Annotated in this window: 16 protein-coding genes, 1 tRNA gene and 1 other RNA gene; 15 read left to right on the top strand and 3 right to left on the bottom strand. The window is 61.7% G+C overall.

Translation table 11 applies throughout. The annotated features are described in order from the left end of the window. Position 1: 1 nt before the first annotated feature. On the bottom strand, positions 2-973 hold the full coding sequence (locus NZ746_03440) for a 3'-5' exonuclease (GenBank protein ID MCS6816415.1): 972 nt from the start codon (positions 971-973) through the stop codon (positions 2-4). A gap of 16 nt (positions 974-989) precedes the next feature. Here NZ746_03440 and NZ746_03435 point away from each other — a divergent pair, with 16 nt between their 5' ends. After that, positions 990-1,907 carry a YCF48-related protein gene (locus NZ746_03435; protein MCS6816414.1) on the top strand — a complete coding sequence of 306 codons (918 nt, stop codon included), beginning with the start codon at positions 990-992 and terminating at the stop codon, positions 1,905-1,907. Positions 1,908-1,911: 4 nt separating this feature from the next. Here NZ746_03435 and NZ746_03430 read toward each other — a convergent pair whose 3' ends face one another. Then, positions 1,912-2,331 (bottom strand): archease, encoded by a 420-nt coding sequence (locus NZ746_03430; GenBank protein MCS6816413.1) that lies wholly within the window; start codon positions 2,329-2,331, stop codon positions 1,912-1,914. Between the two features lie 30 nt (positions 2,332-2,361). After that, the gene (locus NZ746_03425) at positions 2,362-3,342 is read right to left on the bottom strand and encodes a bifunctional oligoribonuclease/PAP phosphatase NrnA (GenBank protein ID MCS6816412.1); all 981 of its coding nucleotides are present in this window, start codon (positions 3,340-3,342) and stop codon (positions 2,362-2,364) included. 449 nt (positions 3,343-3,791) lie between these two features. Here NZ746_03425 and NZ746_03420 point away from each other — a divergent pair, with 449 nt between their 5' ends. The 14 genes from NZ746_03420 (at position 3,792) to topA (ending at position 18,692) form a co-directional block, all read left to right on the top strand. After that, the gene (locus tag NZ746_03420; GenBank protein MCS6816411.1) at positions 3,792-4,787 is read left to right on the top strand and encodes a hypothetical protein; all 996 of its coding nucleotides are present in this window, start codon (positions 3,792-3,794) and stop codon (positions 4,785-4,787) included. Positions 4,788-4,924: 137 nt separating this feature from the next. Then, positions 4,925-6,112 (top strand): hypothetical protein, encoded by a 1,188-nt coding sequence (locus tag NZ746_03415; GenBank protein ID MCS6816410.1) that lies wholly within the window; start codon positions 4,925-4,927, stop codon positions 6,110-6,112. Positions 6,113-6,458: 346 nt separating this feature from the next. Next, positions 6,459-8,015: a 4-coumarate--CoA ligase family protein gene (locus NZ746_03410; protein ID MCS6816409.1), complete on the top strand. Its 1,557-nt coding sequence runs from the start codon at positions 6,459-6,461 to the stop codon at positions 8,013-8,015. Next, positions 8,012-9,751 (top strand): DNA polymerase/3'-5' exonuclease PolX, encoded by a 1,740-nt coding sequence (gene polX / locus NZ746_03405; GenBank protein ID MCS6816408.1) that lies wholly within the window; start codon positions 8,012-8,014, stop codon positions 9,749-9,751. Before NZ746_03410 ends, polX begins: the two co-directional genes overlap by 4 nt. Before the next feature lie 131 nt (positions 9,752-9,882). After that, a non-coding RNA gene (gene ssrS, locus NZ746_03400) (6S RNA) lies at positions 9,883-10,072 on the top strand. 30 nt (positions 10,073-10,102) lie between these two features. Next, a complete protein-coding gene (locus NZ746_03395) occupies positions 10,103-10,906 on the top strand; it encodes a TIGR00282 family metallophosphoesterase (GenBank protein ID MCS6816407.1) in 804 nt (267 codons plus the stop codon). A gap of 67 nt (positions 10,907-10,973) precedes the next feature. Further along, positions 10,974-11,681 carry an OmpH family outer membrane protein gene (locus tag NZ746_03390; GenBank protein MCS6816406.1) on the top strand — a complete coding sequence of 236 codons (708 nt, stop codon included), beginning with the start codon at positions 10,974-10,976 and terminating at the stop codon, positions 11,679-11,681. A gap of 78 nt (positions 11,682-11,759) precedes the next feature. Continuing rightward, positions 11,760-12,293 carry a 3-hydroxyacyl-ACP dehydratase FabZ gene (gene fabZ / locus NZ746_03385; GenBank protein ID MCS6816405.1) on the top strand — a complete coding sequence of 178 codons (534 nt, stop codon included), beginning with the start codon at positions 11,760-11,762 and terminating at the stop codon, positions 12,291-12,293. Beyond that, on the top strand, positions 12,290-13,069 hold the full coding sequence (lpxA, locus tag NZ746_03380; protein MCS6816404.1) for an acyl-ACP--UDP-N-acetylglucosamine O-acyltransferase: 780 nt from the start codon (positions 12,290-12,292) through the stop codon (positions 13,067-13,069). The genes fabZ and lpxA overlap by 4 nt, the downstream gene beginning before the upstream one ends. After that, complete coding sequence (lpxI, locus tag NZ746_03375; protein MCS6816403.1) at positions 13,066-13,890, top strand: UDP-2,3-diacylglucosamine diphosphatase LpxI; 825 nt, start codon at positions 13,066-13,068, stop codon at positions 13,888-13,890. The genes lpxA and lpxI overlap by 4 nt, the downstream gene beginning before the upstream one ends. Positions 13,891-14,276: 386 nt before the next feature. Further along, positions 14,277-14,374: transfer RNA gene (locus NZ746_03370), tRNA-Sec, on the top strand. Between the two features lie 36 nt (positions 14,375-14,410). Continuing rightward, complete coding sequence (locus NZ746_03365; GenBank protein ID MCS6816402.1) at positions 14,411-14,989, top strand: sterol desaturase family protein; 579 nt, start codon at positions 14,411-14,413, stop codon at positions 14,987-14,989. Positions 14,990-15,100: 111 nt separating this feature from the next. Then, positions 15,101-16,219, top strand: coding sequence for a DNA-processing protein DprA (dprA, locus tag NZ746_03360; protein MCS6816401.1), 1,119 nt, complete (start codon positions 15,101-15,103; stop codon positions 16,217-16,219). 1 nt (position 16,220) lies between these two features. Further along, positions 16,221-18,692 (top strand): type I DNA topoisomerase, encoded by a 2,472-nt coding sequence (topA, locus tag NZ746_03355; protein MCS6816400.1) that lies wholly within the window; start codon positions 16,221-16,223, stop codon positions 18,690-18,692. Positions 18,693-18,732 lie beyond the last annotated feature (40 nt).

Here is an 18,732-nt window from a genome sequence, read left to right as displayed (position 1 = left end):
GTCACCTCCGGATGCATTTGGGATTTCGGCGCATGGCCTGGAAGCGCATCGCATCCGAGAGCGTGTAGACGCCACGCTCCTGCAATGGAGTGAGCAAGCGGAGGAAGAGGTGCGCGGTGGTCCACGCATCGGAGCGCGCGCGATGCCACGTCGGCATCTCGAGGCCCATGTACTGAGCGACGGTCGGAAGCCGGTGATTCGGCAATTCGGGGAAGAGCCGACGGCTGAGCGCGAGCGTGCAAAGGTGCGGCGGCCTCAGCGACAGCGCGCAGGCCCTTTGGAATTCGGCGTCCAGAAAAGCCAGATCGAAGCGCGCGTTGTGGGCGACCAACACGCGCGATCCGACGAACGCCAGCAACTGGTCGGCGATCTCGCAAAAGCGCGGGGCGCGAGCGACCATCGCTGGCGTGATCCCAGTCAACCGCACGATCGTCGGGGGAAGCGGTTGCTCCGGATTCACCAGCGTCACGAACTCGTCGAGAATGCGCGTTCGACCGTCACGGGCGGCGACGCGGAAAGCGGCGACCTCGATCACACGATTGGCCGTCGGTCGCAACCCGGTGGTCTCGACATCCAGGACGACGTACTCCGTCTCCTCGAGCGAGCAGTCCGCGCATGCCTCGGGCGGAAGTGCGTCTTGAGGGCTCGCCGGTGGCCGCAGCTCCACCCAATCGTCATCCCGCAGGATCAGATGGGGATCGTCCGCGAAGAGGCGACGCATCATCTGGCGCATGAACGCGGCGGGGACGGTCCGAAAGCAAAAGACTTCGCGTCCGAACACGTGCAGTGGGATCGCTCGACCGCGCGCTTTTAAGAGCGCGAGGATGCGCTCGCGAATCGCCACGTCGCTCGGCGCATGGGCGGCGGTCATAGCGAGAACGAGTGTAGCATAGCTTCGGACGACGGCGCGAGAGTGCTCGCTTGAACCGATGGCGATCGAGATGCTATGCTTACGCGCACGCGCCGACGCCACAGAGGAGGAGCGAACGATGCGAAGGCTTGGGCTTGGGGTCTTCCTGTGGGTTGCGCTCGCGCATCCGACTTCGGCGGAGCCTTGGGAGCTTCGACGGCTGGGCTTCACGCAAAATTTCAATGCCATTCACTTCCCGACGAAGGACCACGGATGGATCGTCGGCGATGAGGGGCTGATCCTGCACACGGCGGATCGCGGCGTGAGCTGGCAAGTCCAAACGTCCAGCGTGCGCACGAATTTGAACGACGTCTTCTTCATCAATAAGCGGCGCGGGTGGATCGTTGGCGATGGGGGCGTGATTCTCACGACGACCGATGGGGGACAACGTTGGGCCTCGGTCGCCAGCGTCGTCGAGCAGGATCTCTACAGCGTTTGGTTCCACGACGAGAAGCGGGGGTGGATCGTGGGCGCCGATGGCATCATCCTCTTCACCGATGATGGGGGACGCAGTTGGATGCATCAGATCAGCGGCACGGACGAATACCTCTATCACCTCCATTTCGAGAACGAGCGGATCGGTTGGGTGGTGGGCTCGCGCGGGACGATTCTCCACACGGAGAACGGGGGGCGAAACTGGGTGAAGCGTTCCAGCGGGACGCAGAGCGATCTCTTCCGCGTCTACTTCCGGGATAAGAGGCGGGGATGGATCACGGGCTCAGGCGGATTGATCTTGCACACGACCGATGGGGGGAAGACCTGGGTGCCCATACCGAGCGGCACCGAGAAGATCCTGCTTGGCCTCACCTTTCGCAAGAAGGAGGGTTGGATCGTCGGATGGGATGGGACGATCTTGCATTCCACGGATGAGGGGAAGACGTGGACGCGCGTGCCCGTCCCCACGAACGAGCGCATCTACGCCATCGCGATGCGCGACGATCGGGAGGGATTTGCCATCGGACGGCGAGGCTTGCTGCTCGTCTATCGCCGTCGGTGAACGCTCAGATGTCCAGGTACACTTCGGCGATCCACAGACCGTCTCGGGATTCGACCTTCAATTGGTGGAGGGTCGCCGCTTTGACGTAAATCCGTCCCTCGTGTCGGGTGGGATCGAACGCTTCTCCAGTGAGGCGAACGCGGACGTGTTCTGAGGAGAGCGCCTCAACAACGACATCGGCGAAGGCCAGCTTCTCGGCGTCGAAGAGGTAGAGGATCTCGTTGAAGAGGTCCACGAGCAAATACTCGTAGCCCTCAGCGCGGACTTCCAGCTCGCGGGTCAAGCGCGGCGCGATCGTCGCGGGATCATACATGAGATGGAAGAGCGCGCGCACAGCTTGTGCGAACATCTCTTCCGGAGTTCGACCCCACGCGCGCACGCCGATGTCAGCCGTGTGATCGAGGATCTCGAATCCGGCGCTCATGCGAGGGCTTCCGCTCAAAGGTGAGGGCGTTCATGTGAGCGCGGGGAGAATCGAGAGCGCTTCCTGCAACTTCCGAATGACGCGGCGTTCGACTTCCGGCAAGGGCCCTTCCAGCGCGCATCCGGAGGCGTTGCGATGCCCCCCACCACCGAAAGCGCTCGCGATCTTCGAGACGTTGACCGTTCCCTTCGAGCGCAAGGACGTGCGATAGATGCCCGGAGCGATCTCCTTGAAGAAGGCGACGACCTCGACGCCTTCGATCGCGAGGGGATAATTCACGATACCCTCGCTGTCCTCTTCGCAGGCTCCGGCCTGCCGCAACATCTCCTGCGTCATCACCATCCAGGCGATCCGCCCGGTCTCATCCCGCTGCAGGGTCGAGAGGACCAATCCCGTGAGCTTCATTTTGCCGAAGGGGTGATTGTAGAAAAGCAAGCGCGCGATCTCCGATGGATTCGCGCCGTGCGCGACCAGCTCGCGCGCGATCTTGAACGTGCGCTCCGTCGTGTTGGGGAATTGAAACGAGCCCGTATCGGCCAAAATGGCCGCGTACACGCACGAGGCGATCGCCGGCGTCACGCGCACGCCGAGCGCTTTGCAGAGATTGTAGATCATCTCGCCGACCGCCGAAGCCGTCGAGTCAATCCAGTTGATGTCGCCGAACAGCTCCGTCGTCGCGTGATGGTCAATGTTCACCAGGAACTGCTCCTCCAGATCGAGCAAGCCGGGCCGATCCACATCGCTGCACTCGATGACGAAGACAGCATCATAGCGTTTGTCGAAGCGGGTGATCTGAAGGATGCGATCCGCCCCCGGCAGCTCCCGATAGGCGCGCGGGATCGGATCGCGCATGCCGACGGTGACGTCCTTGCCCAAGCTCTCCAGAATGTGCATGAGGGCGAGCGAGGAACCGAGCCCATCTCCATCTGGCCGCGCGTGCGAGGTGATGGCGAAACAGTGCTTCGCTTCGATCAACTCGACGACCTGACTGAGCATATGCAAGACATGCAATTATAGCGGCCTCCGCCTATGCGTCAAGCGGGCATGGCGAAGATCGCGGCCTATCGAGATCGGGCGATCTGTGTCGGTCGAAGTCCCATGCCGCGATCGCAGGAGTCCAGTGGAGTGCGCTCCGTTCTCCAGGCCCCCTCGGAAACGAGACCGGTGTCTCCTCTCGCTGACGGACACGCCATTTGGAAAAATCGCCCTTGACAAGGAGCGCGAGAGTAATACAATCCAGAACTGACCACAATGTGGAGGCGAACGCTATGCGGATTCTAAGATGGAGACGAATCTCATTGGTTCTCGCGCTCTCGCTAGTGATCGGCGGCTCATGGACCTCCGGTCGCTGGGTCCCTCCCGCGGTAGTCCGTGCGGATGTGAATGCTCTCCTCAGTTCCGCCATTTGCGGCCTCCCGGCTGCTTTGGCGAGTGCGGTTCCTCAGGGACAGCAGGTGACGATGAATCCGAATTCCAGCCTCGAGGTCACCTGTTCGACTTCTCTGACAGTGCAAACCTCTCGGGATCGGAAGCGCGCTACGCTCACCTGTGCGCCGGAGCAAGGATCTTCTGGACCAGATAGACCGCGGCCGGGGCAGCCTTGTCCACCGAGCGTGCATGATCCGGACCGATGGCATCCCCCTGTGGGTCCTGGAGGATGTTACTACGGACATGAGCATGGGGATCCGCCTCCCAGTTGGGTCTTGTCCTCGCGCTTCCCGCCGATGTTCACGCATCCTGGGAATACGCCCGGAGAGAACATCTACAAGCACACGAGCTTCAAGGGATTCTTGCTCCAGAAGGGAGGCGTCGAGGTGTATGTCATCATGCACTTGGACACGAACCCCAATGGCCATGCCTCGCGCTTTCACTCCTATCAGGTGTGGGCGCGAGATTTAGCGGGAAACGTGAGCTATTGGAACCAGTGGGCGGACTTCGGGGAAGGGAGCAACACGGGTCCAAATGTGGTGCCGGTTGTCGCATGCGGAGGCGATCATTCCATTCGTCCCGTCATGATGGTGAACTTCCCCCACTGCTCGCTGAATTTCGAGACCTGGTATAGCCGAGCGGGAGCAGCGGAATGGGCTTGGGATCTGGGGTTCAGCGTCAAGCCACAGTACTATCACGGTCCTCGCGTGGGCCAAAGCAGCAATCCTGATCTGCAAGCGATGAACACTTGGCTCCCCACGGGGCTGCTGAACGACGAGCGCCGCATCGAGGTGGCATGGTATGACTTCCGTCCGCATCCGACAGGTACGTTCTACGCCACACAATTCGGAGAGATCGTCTCCGGACCGAGAGACCGCCGATGTGGGACGACGCGCACGATCGGCAACCGAAGTTATACCGTCCTGTGCCTGCAGCAGTACATCGCTCCAACGATGAGGACCTTCGCCTTCCCCGGCAACAGCGTGCAGCGAACCTATGATGTGACGGGGGTGGTCTTGCCGAACTGAGGCGAAGACCAGCTCGCTGCATTTCTGAGACAACACGGAGGTGAACGATGAAAAAGTGGACAGTTTCGGTTCTTCTCATCGTTGGCTTCAGTTGCCTTCTTGTACCGCGTGCCGCGTGGCCGCAAGGAGGCGGGGTTTTGAATGGCAACTTGAACAAGAGCTACCCGAATCTCACGCAGGCCTTTGCGGATCCGAACCTGCAGCCGGGACATACGCTTTTGGTCGTCGGCACGATTACTGAACCGGCGCCAGTGATCATCCCGCCGGGGTGGTTCGGCACAATCATCGGCTCGCCCGCCTGGCCTGGGACGATTCAACAATCGGCTCCCGGGACGTGCGATCCCACCTGGGGCGGAGGAGTGAACTGCATGATTGACGCCAGACAGCGCGGGGGGCATGTGCGAATCAGTGGATTGCGATTTCGCGTCCCCAATGGCGCGACGGCCATTCAAGCTATTGGATGGCCCAATCCCACCCCCCAACCCTTGACGATTGAGCGATGCCGCTTTCAGGGAGCGACGCCCACAGCCGTCTTCAGCGGCATCGTCGTCGGGGTTAACGGAGGACCTGGCGTTACATTTCGCATCGAGCGGAACATCATCAGCGGACGGATCGGCGATGCGGCGATCGCCATAGTCGGAAATAACACGAATGCCAACGTGCAGATTCGGTGGAATCAGATCACCATCACGGACGCTTCCGCTCCGAACTTATTGGGGGTGGGAATTGGTCTGACGGGCCTCACTGCTGGGGGGAACATCGTCGTAGAGCGGAATCGGATTGATGGTGGAGGCTCGACGGCGGATGCGCTGGCGGGGATTGCGCTCGCTCCATTTGTCACGATCCCAACCACAAGCGGAGCGCCCGGCGCTATCGTGCGGCGAAACACGATCCTCAACTTCTCAGATACAAACGTCACCTCGACGCCGTTCCCTCCTCTTCGAGGGACAGGGATAGCGCTGGACAGCTCTCCAGGCGCGCGGATTGAAGCCAACGTGATCCGAGATAATGCCGATGGTGTCGCCGTTGATCCATTGACTGCGAGTAGCAGCGCAGGTCCACCGGCCGCGAGGGTCAACGATAATAATATCACGTGCACGAATGTGCCTGGGTGTATAGCGGCAGGTTCTCGAGGCTTGGTCTTCAATGGCCCAACATACAACCTGAACGCGGAGAATAACTGGTGGGGAACCTCGACGGGGCCTGGGGGCGGCACCGGATGTACAGGAACAGGATTGCCGGTCTTGCCCGCATGTGGAACTGCAGCCGGACAAGTTGACGTCGCGCCGTTCCGCAGCAGCGCGAATCCCAACGCAGGAGCGTGAGCGTTAGGAAGCACAGGGCCTCCCCTTCGCCTCAGGTGGGGAGGCCTGTGCGTCATCTTTTTTTTGAGCAGCGAGGCGCTCTCTGTGGCCGCTAGGCGTTGCTCTAGTAAGGGAAGATCCGTTTCGTTTGTGGATTAGTGGAAGCGCTGGCTGATGCGTTGACGCTCCATTCATCCGACGCTTCACGGAGAGAGGTTAGTCCGGCCGCCGGCCAACTCTCTCGTGCCGCCGTTCAGCCGCTTTACCCAAGCGTTTATTCCTACGCTCATGTCGGGACGTCGAAGATTGCCTTGATGGCGCGGGCGGGATAGACTTTCGCCGAAATTCGCCGAAAGGGGAGGGTCGTATGATCGTACGAGGGCCATATCCGGAGATCACGATTCCCGAAGTGCCACTCACGTCGTTTGTGCTCGAGCAAGCGGAGCGGCGGGGGGAGAAGCCAGCGCTCATTGACGGACCGACCGGACGCGCGGTGAGCTATCGCGAGTTGGCCGAGTCGGTGCGGCGCGTGGCTGCCGGCTTATGGGCGCGCGGCTTCCGCAAAGGTGATGTGTTGGCCATCTACAGCCCAAATCTCCCCGAATACGCCATCGCGTTTCACGCCGTCGCGTTAATCGGCGGGATCAACGCGACGGTGAATCCGCTTTACACGACGGAGGAGGTGGCGACGCAACTTCGAGATGCGGGGGCGAAGTACTTGCTGACCGTCCCGCCGCTTGTGGAGAAAGCGCAGGAAGCGGCCCGTCAGGCAGGTGTTGAAGACGTTTTCGTCATCGGTGAGGACTCGTGGCGCGATCTGTTCGGGGATGCTGATCGCGTGCCAGAGGTCTCGATCTCCCCTCGCGAAGACGTCGTGGCCTTGCCCGCCTCCAGTGGGACGACGGGCTTGCCCAAAGGCGTCATGCTCACGCACTACAACTTGGTCGCCAATATCCGTCAGGTGGACGTCGCCTTTCGGGAAGTGCGAGAGGAGGATGTCATCATCGGCGTGCTTCCCTTCTTTCACAGCTACGGCCTGCTGGTCCTCATGAACTTCATGCTCTGCAAGGGGACGACGATCGTGACGATGCCGCGGTTCGAGCTGGAAGTGTTCTTGCAAACGCTCCAGGATTATGGGGTGACGCGCGCTTATTTGGTGCCGCCGATCATTCTGGCGTTGGCCAAGCACCCGGTGGTGGATCGGTACGATCTCTCGAAGCTGCGGGTCATCATGTCGGGGGCCGCGCCCTTGGGCGAATCCGTCGCGCGAGCATGTGCGGAGCGATTGGGATGTCTCGTGCTGCAAGGCTATGGGTTGACAGAGGCGAGCCCGGTGACCCATGCCAATCCCGAGGATCCGGCGCGGGTCAAATTGGCTTCGATTGGTCCACCCATTCCCAACACGGAATGTCAGATCGTGGATCCGGAGACGGGAACGCCGTTAGGCGTCGGTCAATTGGGGGAGTTGTGGATTCGAGGCCCACAGGTGATGAAGGGCTATTGGAAGCGCCCGGAAGAGACGGCGCGTACGATCACGGCGGACGGGTGGCTGCGCACCGGCGACATCGGCTACGTGGATGAGGACGGGTATTTCTACGTCGTGGACCGGATCAAGGAGCTGATCAAGTATAAGGGCTTGCAGATCGCACCAGCCGAGCTTGAGGCGGTATTGCTCTCGCATCCGGCGGTCGCTGATGCCGCTGTCATTCCCAGCCCTGACGAAGAAGCCGGAGAAGTGCCGAAGGCCTTCATTGTGCTGAAGGCTGAGGCTTCGGCGGAGGAGCTGATGGCCTACGTGGCCGAGCGCGTGGCGCCGTACAAGAAGATTCGTCGCGTGGAGTTCGTAGAGCAAATCCCGCGCTCAGCGTCAGGGAAGATCCTGCGCCGCGTGCTCATCGAGCGAGAGCGAGGGGGATCGGCATGACCAATCGTGACGTCGCGGAGATCCTGCGACACATCGCTTTCCTCCTCGACATGGAGGGCGTGGAATTCAAGCCGCGCGCGTATGAGAAGGCCGCCTATGCCGTGGAAGCGCTGGAGGAACCGATCGCGGAGCTGTACGCGCGGGGGGGGATAAAGGCCCTAGAGGAGATCCCTGGGGTCGGCAAAAGCATCGCGCAGAAGATCGAGGAGCTGCTCGTGACGGGGCGGATGGCGTATTATGAGGAACTGCGGCGGAAATATCCGATTGACCTCGTCTCGCTCATGGGGATCGAAGGCGTGGGGCCGAAGACGATCCGCGCTCTCTACGAGGCCTTGGGGATCACCAATCTCGACGAGTTGGAGCAAGCAGCACGACAGGGACGCATCCGACAACTCCCGCGCTTTGGCGAGAAGACGGAAGCGGCCATCTTACGGGGCATCGAGTTCCTGCGCCGACGCGGAGGCCGGTTCCTCCTCGGCGAGATCCTGCCGCTCATGGAAGACGTGTGCGCGCGGCTGGCCGCCTTGCCGGAGGTCGAACGCGTGGAGATCGCGGGGTCCTTGCGGCGTCGGAAGGAGACCGTTGGTGATGCCGATCTCTTGGTTATCTCGCGGCGTCCCGAACGGGTGATGGAGGCCTTCGTCTCTCTGCCCGAGGTGGAGCATGTCCACGAGAAAGGGGAGACGCGCAGCCGAGTGAAATTTCGGAACGGGCTGGACGTGGACCTCCGGGTCGTCCCTCGGGAGAGTTTCGGCGCGGCGCTCCAATATTTCACCGGGAGCAAGGAGCACAACATCGCGTTGCGACGGATCGCCGAGCGAATGGGGCTGAAGCTGAACGAATATGGGCTGTTTCGCGGGGAACGTCGCATCGCCGGGCGAACCGAGGAAGAGATCTACGAAGCGCTGGGGCTGCGTTACATCCCGCCGGAGCTGCGCGAAGATCGAGGCGAGATCGAGGCGGCGCGTGAGGGACGATTGCCGCGCTTGATCGAATACGGGGATCTGCGCGGCGATTTGCAGGTACAAACCAACTGGACCGATGGCGCGAATTCGATCGAGGAGATGGCGCTCGAAGCCCGACGGCTCGGCCTCGAGTACATCGCCATCACCGATCATACGCGCAGCTTGGCCATGACGCGCGGTTCGGACGAAGCCAAACTCCTCGAGCAGATCGCGGAGATTCGCCGCTTGAACCGCAAGCTCAGGGGGATTCGAGTCCTCACTGGCGCCGAGGTCAACATCCGCAAGGATGGGACGCTCGACATCCGCGACGATGTGCTCGCGCAATTGGACGTCGTTGGCATCGCCGTGCATTCGCATTTCAATCTGTCGCGCCAGGAGATGACGGAGCGCATCGTGCGCGCCATGCGAAATCCGCATGCGGATATTCTCTTTCATCCGACCGGGCGCATCCTGCTCAAGCGCGAGCCGTACGATGTGGACATGGACGAGATCATCCGGGTGGCCCGGGAGACGGGGACGATCTTGGAGATTGATGCCTATCCCGAACGCCTCGATTTGAAAGACGAGCACATTCGCAAGGCCGTCGAAGCGGGGGTGAAGCTCGTCATCGACTCGGACGCGCATCATGTCGGCCATTTTCGGGTCTTGGCTTATGGCATTGCGCAAGCGCGGCGCGGCTGGGCGCAGCGCGAGGACATCCTGAACACGCTCCCGTGCGAGGAGTTCCTGGCCCATTTGAAAGATGGGCGGCAGCGGCGTCGCCGACTATGACTTCGAGTCTGAGCGGGCGTAGGGAGGGTTTGGTCCGAGGCGGAACGGCTGTAGGGGGAAGCCGTGAAGGCGAGCAAAGCGCGGTCAGCTTGACCCTCAGGGCGGAAAGGGGTATACTCTGCCATGCAACGGGGCTTCTGCAAAGTTGGTGATGGTGGGCGAAGTTAGAGCCAACACGAGAACGTTTGGGAGGCCGATGCGAGGGACCTTATCAAGGTAGGCCCCGCCGGAGAAGCGGGGAAACCGACGATAAGGGCTAGGCCGCCCACCTGGAGAAATCCAGGTTCAACTGTCGCCACCACACGGCCCAGCGGAAGCCCCGAAGATTTTTTGCTTCAAGAGGGGATCGGTATGCGCGTGCTCGTGATCGGGGACATCGTCGGGCGCCCGGGACGTCACATCGTTCGGGAGAAGCTTCCGGAGTTGAGGCGGCAACTGGAGATCGAATTCGTTGTCGCCAATGTGGAGAATGCCGCCGGTGGCTTCGGCGTCACGCCCGAGGTGGCGCAGGAGCTATTGGCCGCGGGCATTGACGTGATGACGTCGGGCAACCATATCTTCGACAAGAAGGAGGTCTTTCAGATCATCGAGACTGAGCCTCGGCTCTTGCGTCCGGCCAATTACGCGCCGGGCGTGCCCGGGCGTGGCGTTTGGTCCGGTCGCTCTGCGCGCGGGCATCCGATCACGGTGATCAATCTGCAAGGGCGCGTCTTCATGTCCCCGAGCGATTGTCCGTTTCGGACCGTTGACGCTCTCTTGGCCGAGATTCGCGAGCCACGGATCATCATCGTGGACATGCATGCCGAAGCGACGTCGGAGAAGATCGCCATGGGGTGGTACTTAGATGGGCGGGTGAGCGTCGTCTTTGGTTCGCACACGCATGTGCCGACGGCTGACGAAAGGATCTTGCCCAGGGGCACGGCGTATATCACCGATCTCGGCATGACGGGACCGTATGATGGAGTCATTGGCATCAAACGGGAGCAGATTCTAGAACGGTTCCTGCATGGTATGCCGCAGCGGTTCGAGGTCGCTTCCGGCGACGTGCGCCTCTGCGGCGCCCTCATCGAGATCGACGAGACGAGCTATCGCGCCACGCACATCGCGCGCGTGATGGTGACGGACGGGAGCACGCTGTCGGAGGCAGCGCGGTGAGCTATCTTGCCTCCTTCGACGGGACGAAGTACAATCCCACTTTGCGAAACCATCCAGGGGGAAAGGTATGAGAACGATTGGTCTCATGATCGCCCTGCTGAGCCTTGGGGGATGGGCTTCGGTCTGGGCGCAAGGACAGACCCCGACGCAATCGCCGCCGCAATCGCAAGGAGCGACGCCGGCGCCCGTTCCCGTCGGACGCATCGCCGTGATCAACACGAACGCGTTCTTCGCCGATGATGGCATTCAGCAGCTCCTTCAGCAAGCGCGGCGGGTCAACGACATGTTCAAGGATAAGGAGGCGGAGTTGAAGGCCCTCGAGCAGCGCGTGGAGAGTTTGCGTCGAGAGTTGGAGACACAGGGGCCGAACCTGACCCCACAAGCGCGCGCCGATAAGCAGGAAACGCTCGAGCAGCTAGAACGCGAATACCAGCGGAAGAAAGAGGATGCCGAGCGCGCGTATCAACGGGCTCTTCGGGATGCCATCGGGCCGGTGCGCGAACGGATTGGGGCTTTCCTGGAGACGTACGCCAAGAGTCGAGGGATCACCATCGTCTTAGAGGTCGCCAATCTCGTGCAGGCGGGGGGGCTCGTCTACGTGGATCCGGCGGCCGACATCACGCGCGATTTCATCAATGAGTACAACAAGGCCAATCCGGTGACGACGTCCTCTGCGCCTTCATCGGCGGCGCCGGCCTCTTCGAGCGTCGAGCGCCCGGCTTCCGGAGCTCGATCGAGTCCGGCCTCTCAAAGGACCCCTCCGCGAAGACCGTGAGGGCGAACGTTCGCGAGCGCGGAGGAGCTTCTCGTTGAGGACAATCGCCGCGTCGTCCGCACAGTGCGTGGGAGACCTATGGAGACCGTATTCGATGCCGTGCAGATTCAGCAGTTCCTTCCGCATCGGTATCCCTTCCTGCTGGTGGATCGCATCATCGAGTTCGAACCGCGGAAGCGGATCGTCGGCATCAAGAACGTGACCCTCAATGAGTTCTTCTTCCAAGGCCACTTCCCGGGGGCTCCGGTCATGCCCGGCGTCTTGGTGATCGAAGCGATGGCGCAGACGGCCGGCGTGCTCATGTACCATGAAGTGGCCGATGCGAGCAATAAGCTCGTCTTCTTCACGGGCATTGACAAGGCCAAGTTCCGACGACCCGTCGTGCCGGGCGATACCTTGCGCTTGGAGCTGACGGTCCTCAAGCTGAAATCCCGCTACATTCGGTTGCGGGGAGAAGCGTATGTGGATGGGCAGTTGGTGGCGGAAGCTGAGATCACCTCGTCGCTGGTCGACATCAACGCCGTCCGCAAGAACGCTGCCGCACTTCAAGTCCCCGCGTTTCAGGCGGACGCCTCGTCCCGTGTGGACGATACGTCGGGGGAGGACGCATGAGCGTCACCATCCATCCCACGGCCATTGTGAGTCCGCGCGCGGAATTGGGCGAGGACGTTCACATCGGTCCTTATGCCATCATCGGCGATGACGTGATCCTCCACGACCGCGTGCGCGTGTCCGCGCATTGTGTCATCGAAGGGCCGACCGAGATCGGGGAAGAGACCGTCATCTTCCCCTTCGCTTCGATCGGGCAGATCCCCCAGGACCTGAAGTACAAGGGCGAGCGCAGCCGCGTCGTCATCGGTCGGCGCAATCGCATTCGCGAATACGTGACGATCCACCGCGGGACGGAAGGCGGCGGCGGGCTCACGATCATCGGGGACGACAATTTGCTCATGGTGCAAGCGCATGTGGCGCACGATTGTCGCGTGGGCAATCACGTCATCATGGCCAATGGCGCGTCCTTAGCTGGTCATGTTCTCGTTGAGGATCATGCGACGCTCGGCGCCTATGTGGGCGTGCACCAATTCTGCCGCGTCGGGAAATATGCGTTCGTGGGCGCCTACGCCGTCGTGGTGAAGGACGTGATGCCCTATTCCCTCTGTGCGGGGAATCATGCCCGTTGTTATGGGCCGAATACTGTCGGACTCCGTCGCAAGGGGTTCACGCCCGAGCAGCGGCGCGCCATTGATCGGGCGTTCCATCTGCTGCTCTCTTCCAAGCTCAACACGACACAAGCGCTCGAGGCCATGCGGCGAGAACTCGGCCATATCCCCGAAATTCAAGACCTCATCGCCTTCATCGAGACCTCGCAACGGGGCGTCGTGAAGTGACCCAGTCCGAGCATGAACGGCGCTACGGCTTGATCGCCGGCAACGGGAGGTTCCCATTCCTTGTGCTTGAGGGGGCGCGGCGGCGGGGGATCGAAATGGTTGTCGCCGCGATTCGGGAGGAGACGTCCCCGGAGATCGAGCGCCAGGCGCGTCTGGTGCGCTGGCTGGGCGTCGGACAACTCGGCCATCTGATCGAATTCTTCCGCGAACATGGGGTCACGCATGCCGTATTGGCGGGGCAGGTCAAGCACGTGCAGATCTTTGGCCCCGCTCTTCCCGATTGGCGCATGGTGAAGCTCCTCCTGCGCCTGCCTCACAAGAACACGAACAGCTTGATCGGCGCTGTGGTCGCCGAATTGGAGCGCGAGGGCATCCAGGTCGTGGATTCGACGCTCTTCGTCGCCGAACTACTGGCGCCCGAAGGAGTGCTCACGGCGCGTGCGCCTTCGCGATCGGAGCGAGATGATCTCCAATACGGATTGGAGATCGCTCGCGAGATCGCTCGCCTGGACCTGGGGCAGACGATTGCCGTGAAAGATCGCGCGATCGTCGCCATTGAAGCGATGGAAGGGACCGATGCGACGATCCGTCGCGCCGCTTCGCTGCTTGGTGGACGTCCGTTCGTCGTCGTCAAAGTCGCGCGCCCGAATCAGGACATGCGCTTCGATGTCCCCGTCATTGGCGTTCCCACGATCGAGACGATGATCGAATGCCATGCGACGGCCTTGGCCATCACGGCGCACAAGACATTGCTCTTGGATCGTGACGAACTCATCGCGCTCGCCAATCGCCATCGCATCGCCGTGCTCGCGGTCCCGTGAGCGTGAGCGCCCGGATCGGGCCTCCGCGCCAGGAGGCTCATCGGGCATTTCGCGTCGAGAGGACATGGGATCGCGACGAGCGAGAGCTCCTCGCGGACGATTTCGGATCGAGCGTCCATTGTGCACGACCCTTCTGCGAGGAAGCAGCGACGCTTCGAGAGGAGGATTTTAATTGGGGGGCGATGTTCATCGGCCTGACGTCGAAGCGAAGTCGCCCTCGCTCCCAATTCGTTCCGTAGAGGGTTCGCTCACGCGCCGGAGCGTTTGACGAGCCTGTAGTCCGACTTCTACCATTGTGACCATGGAAGGGCGAGCAGATAGTGCGGCGGGAGGTGACGGCGGAAGAGCGAGCAGCGCGAGAAGATCGTGCGCGTGATTGCGTGGGCGGAGGCGAATGGGGTCTGGTGACTTCCCCGGGCTTCAAACCCGGTGGGCGACGGCGAGAGCCGACGCCGGTGGGTTCGATTCCCACGCGCCTCCGCCAGACAGATTGTGAGCCCGCTGCACGATGACGAAGCTCATGAGGCAGAATCGCGACGATCATGCGCTAGGATGGTTTCGCGCGTGTCGCGCTCACTTCCGGCCCTTTTTCTTCTACGCCGGTGGGGGAATCGTTCTCGGCGCGGCGGCCGTGGGACAGGCGCCATCGGCATGGCCATCCCTGCTTGGGCTCGCCATCGTGGGCCTCTTGCTTTGGTCCCTCTTGGAATATGTCATCCATCGGGGGCTGCACATTCGCGCGCGCTCGGCGCGAATGCGCGCTTTCCTCTATCTCGCCCACGGCGTTCATCACGAGGCGTCGCACGTCGTGGGCTCGAACTTCATTCGCTTTTCAGCGAGCGCATCGGTGAGCGCGTTCTTCTTCCTGCTTTTTCTAGGCATCCTGGGCTCCTGGCCGAAGGCGGTGACGCTTCTGCTCGGCCTGTGGGGGGGATATCTGTTCTACGAATTCACGCACTATGTCGCGCATTTCGGGAATCCCCGAACCCCTTGGATGCGCGCCATGCGACGTCATCATCAGCGCCATCATCAGGAAGGGGAGCGCACGCGCTTTGGCGTGACGACGCCGCTTTGGGATTGGCTCCTGGGGACGCTGTAGCGAGAGGACGTGCCATTGTGTTCCTTCGCGTCCTCTGGTAAATTCCCAGATGTCTCGCGCGCGTGGGGAAAGGCGAGGGGCGAGAACGCTTTCTCCCGTAGGCAAAACGCCATGGGCGCGGAAGTGCGAGATTGGGTGGCGTTGAGCTTGGTGACTGGCATCGGATCGCGCACGGCCGGGCGCTTACTGGAGCGCTTCGGCTCGCCGACGAATGTCTTCGCCGCTTCGCGATCGGAGCTGCAGGCGTTCGGGTTAGAGGACGAGGTGATCGATCGGATTCGTTCGGAAGAGCCACGACGGCGGGCGGAGGAAGAACTAGCGAAGCTGGAGAAGCTCGGCGCCGAGGTGCTCACGCTCGAAGATCCGCGCTATCCGCCGCTGCTGCGGCGCATCTACGATCCGCCGATCGTGCTCTACGCGCTCGGACAGGTGGACGCGCTCGCGGCGCCAGCACTCGCGATCGTGGGGACGCGTCGTCCATCTCCCTATGGGGTGAACGTGGCGACGGAGCTAGCGCGCGATCTGGCGGGGCGCGGCTTGGTGATCGTCTCCGGGTTCGCGCGTGGCATTGATGCGGCGGCGCATCGCGGAGCGCTCGAGGCGAAAGGTCGCACGGTCGCCGTCTTCGGCACGGGATTGGACATCGTGTATCCACGCGAGCATCGGGCGTTGGCCGAGGAGGTTCGTCAACACGGTGTGTTGGTGTCGGAATTCCCGACGGGCGTCTCGCCGCTACCGCAGAATTTCCCGTTTCGGAATCGGATCATCAGCGGGATGAGCTTGGGCGTGGTCGTCGTGGAAGCCGCTGAGCATAGCGGCTCGCTCATCACGGCTCGTCTGGCGCTCGAGCAAGATCGCGAGGTCTTTGCCGTTCCCGGGCCGATCACCTCGCCTCGGAGCTACGGCCCCAACTACTTGATCAAATGCGGAGCGAAGCTCGTGCAGTATTGGCGCGATGTCGTCGAGGAGCTGCCGCTGGATGTCCGGAAAGAGATCTTGCGTCGCGAATCCGAGGTAGCGCCGGCCGCTCCGACGCAACCGCACCTGCCGCTGGATGAGCACGAGCAGCGCGTCTTGGAGCTGCTGCACTTTGACGTGCCGACGCACATTGATGAGCTGCTGCAGCGCAGTGGTCTGGCCGTGCCCGAGCTGATGCGCATCTTGCTCGAGCTCGAAGTGAAAGATAGAATCAGACAGTTGCCGGGAAAGCAGTTCGTGAAGAAGTTGTGACATGGCGAAGAAACTCGTCATCGTCGAATCGCCCGCCAAGGCCAGGACGATCAACAAGTATCTCGGTCGAGAATTCACCGTCATGGCCTCGGTCGGGCACATCAAGGACCTGCCCGAGAAGGAATTAGGCGTCGACATCGAGAATGACTTCCGCCCGACCTACGTCATCATCCCCGATGAGGTCAAGAAGAACAATCAGAAGATCTTGGCCGAGTTGAAGCGGGCGGCGCGCGAGGCCGAGGCGATCTATCTGGCGGCCGATCCCGATCGTGAGGGAGAAGCCATTTGTCAACACCTGAAGGAGGAGTTGGTCGGTCCGCGCGAGGAGAAGCCGGTCTACCGAGTCCTGTTTCATGAGATCACGCCGCATGCCGTGCGCGAGGCGTTTCAACATCCTGGGACGATTGATCGTCACAAGGTCGAAGCGCAGCAAGCGCGGCGCATTTTGGATCGGCTCGTCGGCTATCTGGTGAGTCCGCTGTTATGGAAGAAAGTGCGGCGTGGGCTTTCAGCCGGACGCGTGCAATCGGTCGCCTTGCGGTTGATCGTCGAGCGCGAGCGCGAGATCGAACGGTTCGTCCCGACCGAATATTGGACACTGGGCGCGCGCCTCTCGGCGGCTGAGCCGCCTCCCTTCGTGGCGCGACTGGTCCGCATCGGGGAGCAGGCCCTCAAGACGAGCGAGTTCGAGCAGGGCGTTCGCCCGACCGAGCGGCACATTCGAACGGAGGAGGAAGCCCAAGAGCTGGTGCGCCAGCTCTCCGAGAGCGAGTTCGTCGTCGCATCGGTGGAGAGGAAGGAGAAGAAGCGCCATCCTGTCCCCCCGTTCACGACCAGCAAATTGCAGCAGGAAGCTGCTCGTCGGCTGCGCTTCTCGGTGAAGAAAACGATGAGCCTGGCGCAGAAGCTGTACGAGGGCGTGGATCTCGGTCCCGAGGGGAGCGTGGGACTCATCACCTACATGCGGACGGATTCGACGCGGGTCTCGGAGACGGCTCTGGCCGAAGTGCGCCGCTTCATCGCCGAACGCTATGGCGAGGAGTTGCTCCCTGAGGAACCTCACATCTATCGCACGAAGAAAGACGCGCAAGACGCGCATGAAGCGATTCGTCCGACGTCGGTCTTCCGCACCCCTGAGCAGGTCGCACCGTATCTCAGCCGCGACGAGTTGGCGCTCTACAAACTCATCTGGCAGCGGTTCGTCGCTTCGCAAATGAAGCCTGCCCTCTTCGATCAAACGGTCCTCGAGATCCGCGCGGGGACATTCACCTTCCGCGCGACGGGATCTGTCCTTCGGTTCTCTGGCTTTTTGACCGTCTACGAGGAGGCGAAGGAGGAGAAGGAGAACGAGGAAGAAGAGGAGGCCACTGCGGTTTTGCCCAAGGTGGAAGTTGGGGAGAAGTTGACGCTCCTTGAGCTGCTGCCCGAGCAACATTTCACGCAACCGCCGCCTCGCTATACTGAGGCCTCGCTCGTCAAGGCACTTGAGGAGAACGGCATCGGACGTCCCTCCACTTATGCGCAAATCCTGAGCATCATCCAGGACCGCGCCTACGTTCAGAAGGTGAACGGACGATTCAAACCGACGGCGCTGGGACGGCTCGTATGCGATCTGCTCGTGGAGCATTTCACGGACATCTTCGACGTCGAGTACACGGCGGAGATGGAGGCGGAGCTGGATAAGGTCGAGGAAGGGCGCGTCAGTTGGGTGAAGGTCCTCAGGGACTTCTACAAGAAATTCGCGGCCGATCTGGCGCGTGCCGAGCGCGAGATGGAGGATGTGCGCAAGGGCGTTGAGACTGATGAGCAATGCCCCGCCTGCGGGACATCTATGGTGAAGAAGATCGGGCGCTATGGGCCGTTTCTGGCTTGTCCCTCTTGTGGGACGACGCAAAAGCTCTCTTCACCGGAGGAAGAGGGAGGAGGCTTCGAGGAGATCACGTGCGAGAAGTGTGGCCGCAAGATGGTGCTCCGACAGAGCCGATTCGGGCCGTTCCTCGCCTGCACGGGATATCCCGAGTGCACGAATACCCGACGCATTCAGCGAGATGGACAATTGGCGGCTCCCGATCGGACTTTAGACGAGCCGTGCCCGGAATGTGGGGCTCCGCTCGTAGCGCGGCAGGGACCGTATGGTGAATACATCGCCTGTAGTCGGCGCCCGGCTTGCCCTTATGTCAAGCTTGAGACGCTGGGCATTCCTTGTCCGAGGCCCGATTGCCAAGGGGAATTGGTCGTCCGACGTTCCCGTCGAGGTCGGATTTTCTATGGCTGCAGCGCGTATCCTCAATGTTCCTTCACCGTGTGGGATCGTCCAGTGAACCGTGCGTGCCCACAATGCGGAGCATCCTTCTTGCTGGAGAAAGTGACGCGGCGAAAAGAGCGCATTCAGTACTGCCATCGGTCGGAATGCTCCTACCGCGAAGCCGTTGTGGAAGAAGAGACCGTCCCCTCCACTCTGGTTCGATCGTGAGGGCCTCAAAGAGGTGAGCTCCGATACGGTGCATTCTCTC

Source organism: Blastocatellia bacterium (assembly GCA_025055075.1).
GTDB lineage: Bacteria > Acidobacteriota > Blastocatellia > HR10 > HR10 > HR10.
Note: the sequence above shows the minus strand (reverse complement) of the source record. Positions and strands in the feature narration are given on the sequence as shown.

Excerpts from the sequence above, each read along its gene's own strand:
- NZ746_03435 (MCS6816414.1), top strand. The coding sequence starts at position 990 with ATGCGAAGGCTTGGGCTTGGGGTCTTCCTGTGGGTTGCGCTCGCGCAT.
- NZ746_03430 (MCS6816413.1), bottom strand. The coding sequence starts at position 2,331 with ATGAGCGCCGGATTCGAGATCCTCGATCACACGGCTGACATCGGCGTG.
- NZ746_03420 (MCS6816411.1), top strand. The coding sequence starts at position 3,792 with ATGAATCCGAATTCCAGCCTCGAGGTCACCTGTTCGACTTCTCTGACA.
- NZ746_03410 (MCS6816409.1), top strand. The coding sequence starts at position 6,459 with ATGATCGTACGAGGGCCATATCCGGAGATCACGATTCCCGAAGTGCCA.
- polX (MCS6816408.1), top strand. The coding sequence starts at position 8,012 with ATGACCAATCGTGACGTCGCGGAGATCCTGCGACACATCGCTTTCCTC.
- NZ746_03395 (MCS6816407.1), top strand. The coding sequence starts at position 10,103 with ATGCGCGTGCTCGTGATCGGGGACATCGTCGGGCGCCCGGGACGTCAC.
- NZ746_03390 (MCS6816406.1), top strand. The coding sequence starts at position 10,974 with ATGAGAACGATTGGTCTCATGATCGCCCTGCTGAGCCTTGGGGGATGG.
- fabZ (MCS6816405.1), top strand. The coding sequence starts at position 11,760 with ATGGAGACCGTATTCGATGCCGTGCAGATTCAGCAGTTCCTTCCGCAT.
- lpxA (MCS6816404.1), top strand. The coding sequence starts at position 12,290 with ATGAGCGTCACCATCCATCCCACGGCCATTGTGAGTCCGCGCGCGGAA.
- NZ746_03365 (MCS6816402.1), top strand. The coding sequence starts at position 14,411 with ATGAGGCAGAATCGCGACGATCATGCGCTAGGATGGTTTCGCGCGTGT.
- dprA (MCS6816401.1), top strand. The coding sequence starts at position 15,101 with ATGGGCGCGGAAGTGCGAGATTGGGTGGCGTTGAGCTTGGTGACTGGC.
- topA (MCS6816400.1), top strand. The coding sequence starts at position 16,221 with ATGGCGAAGAAACTCGTCATCGTCGAATCGCCCGCCAAGGCCAGGACG.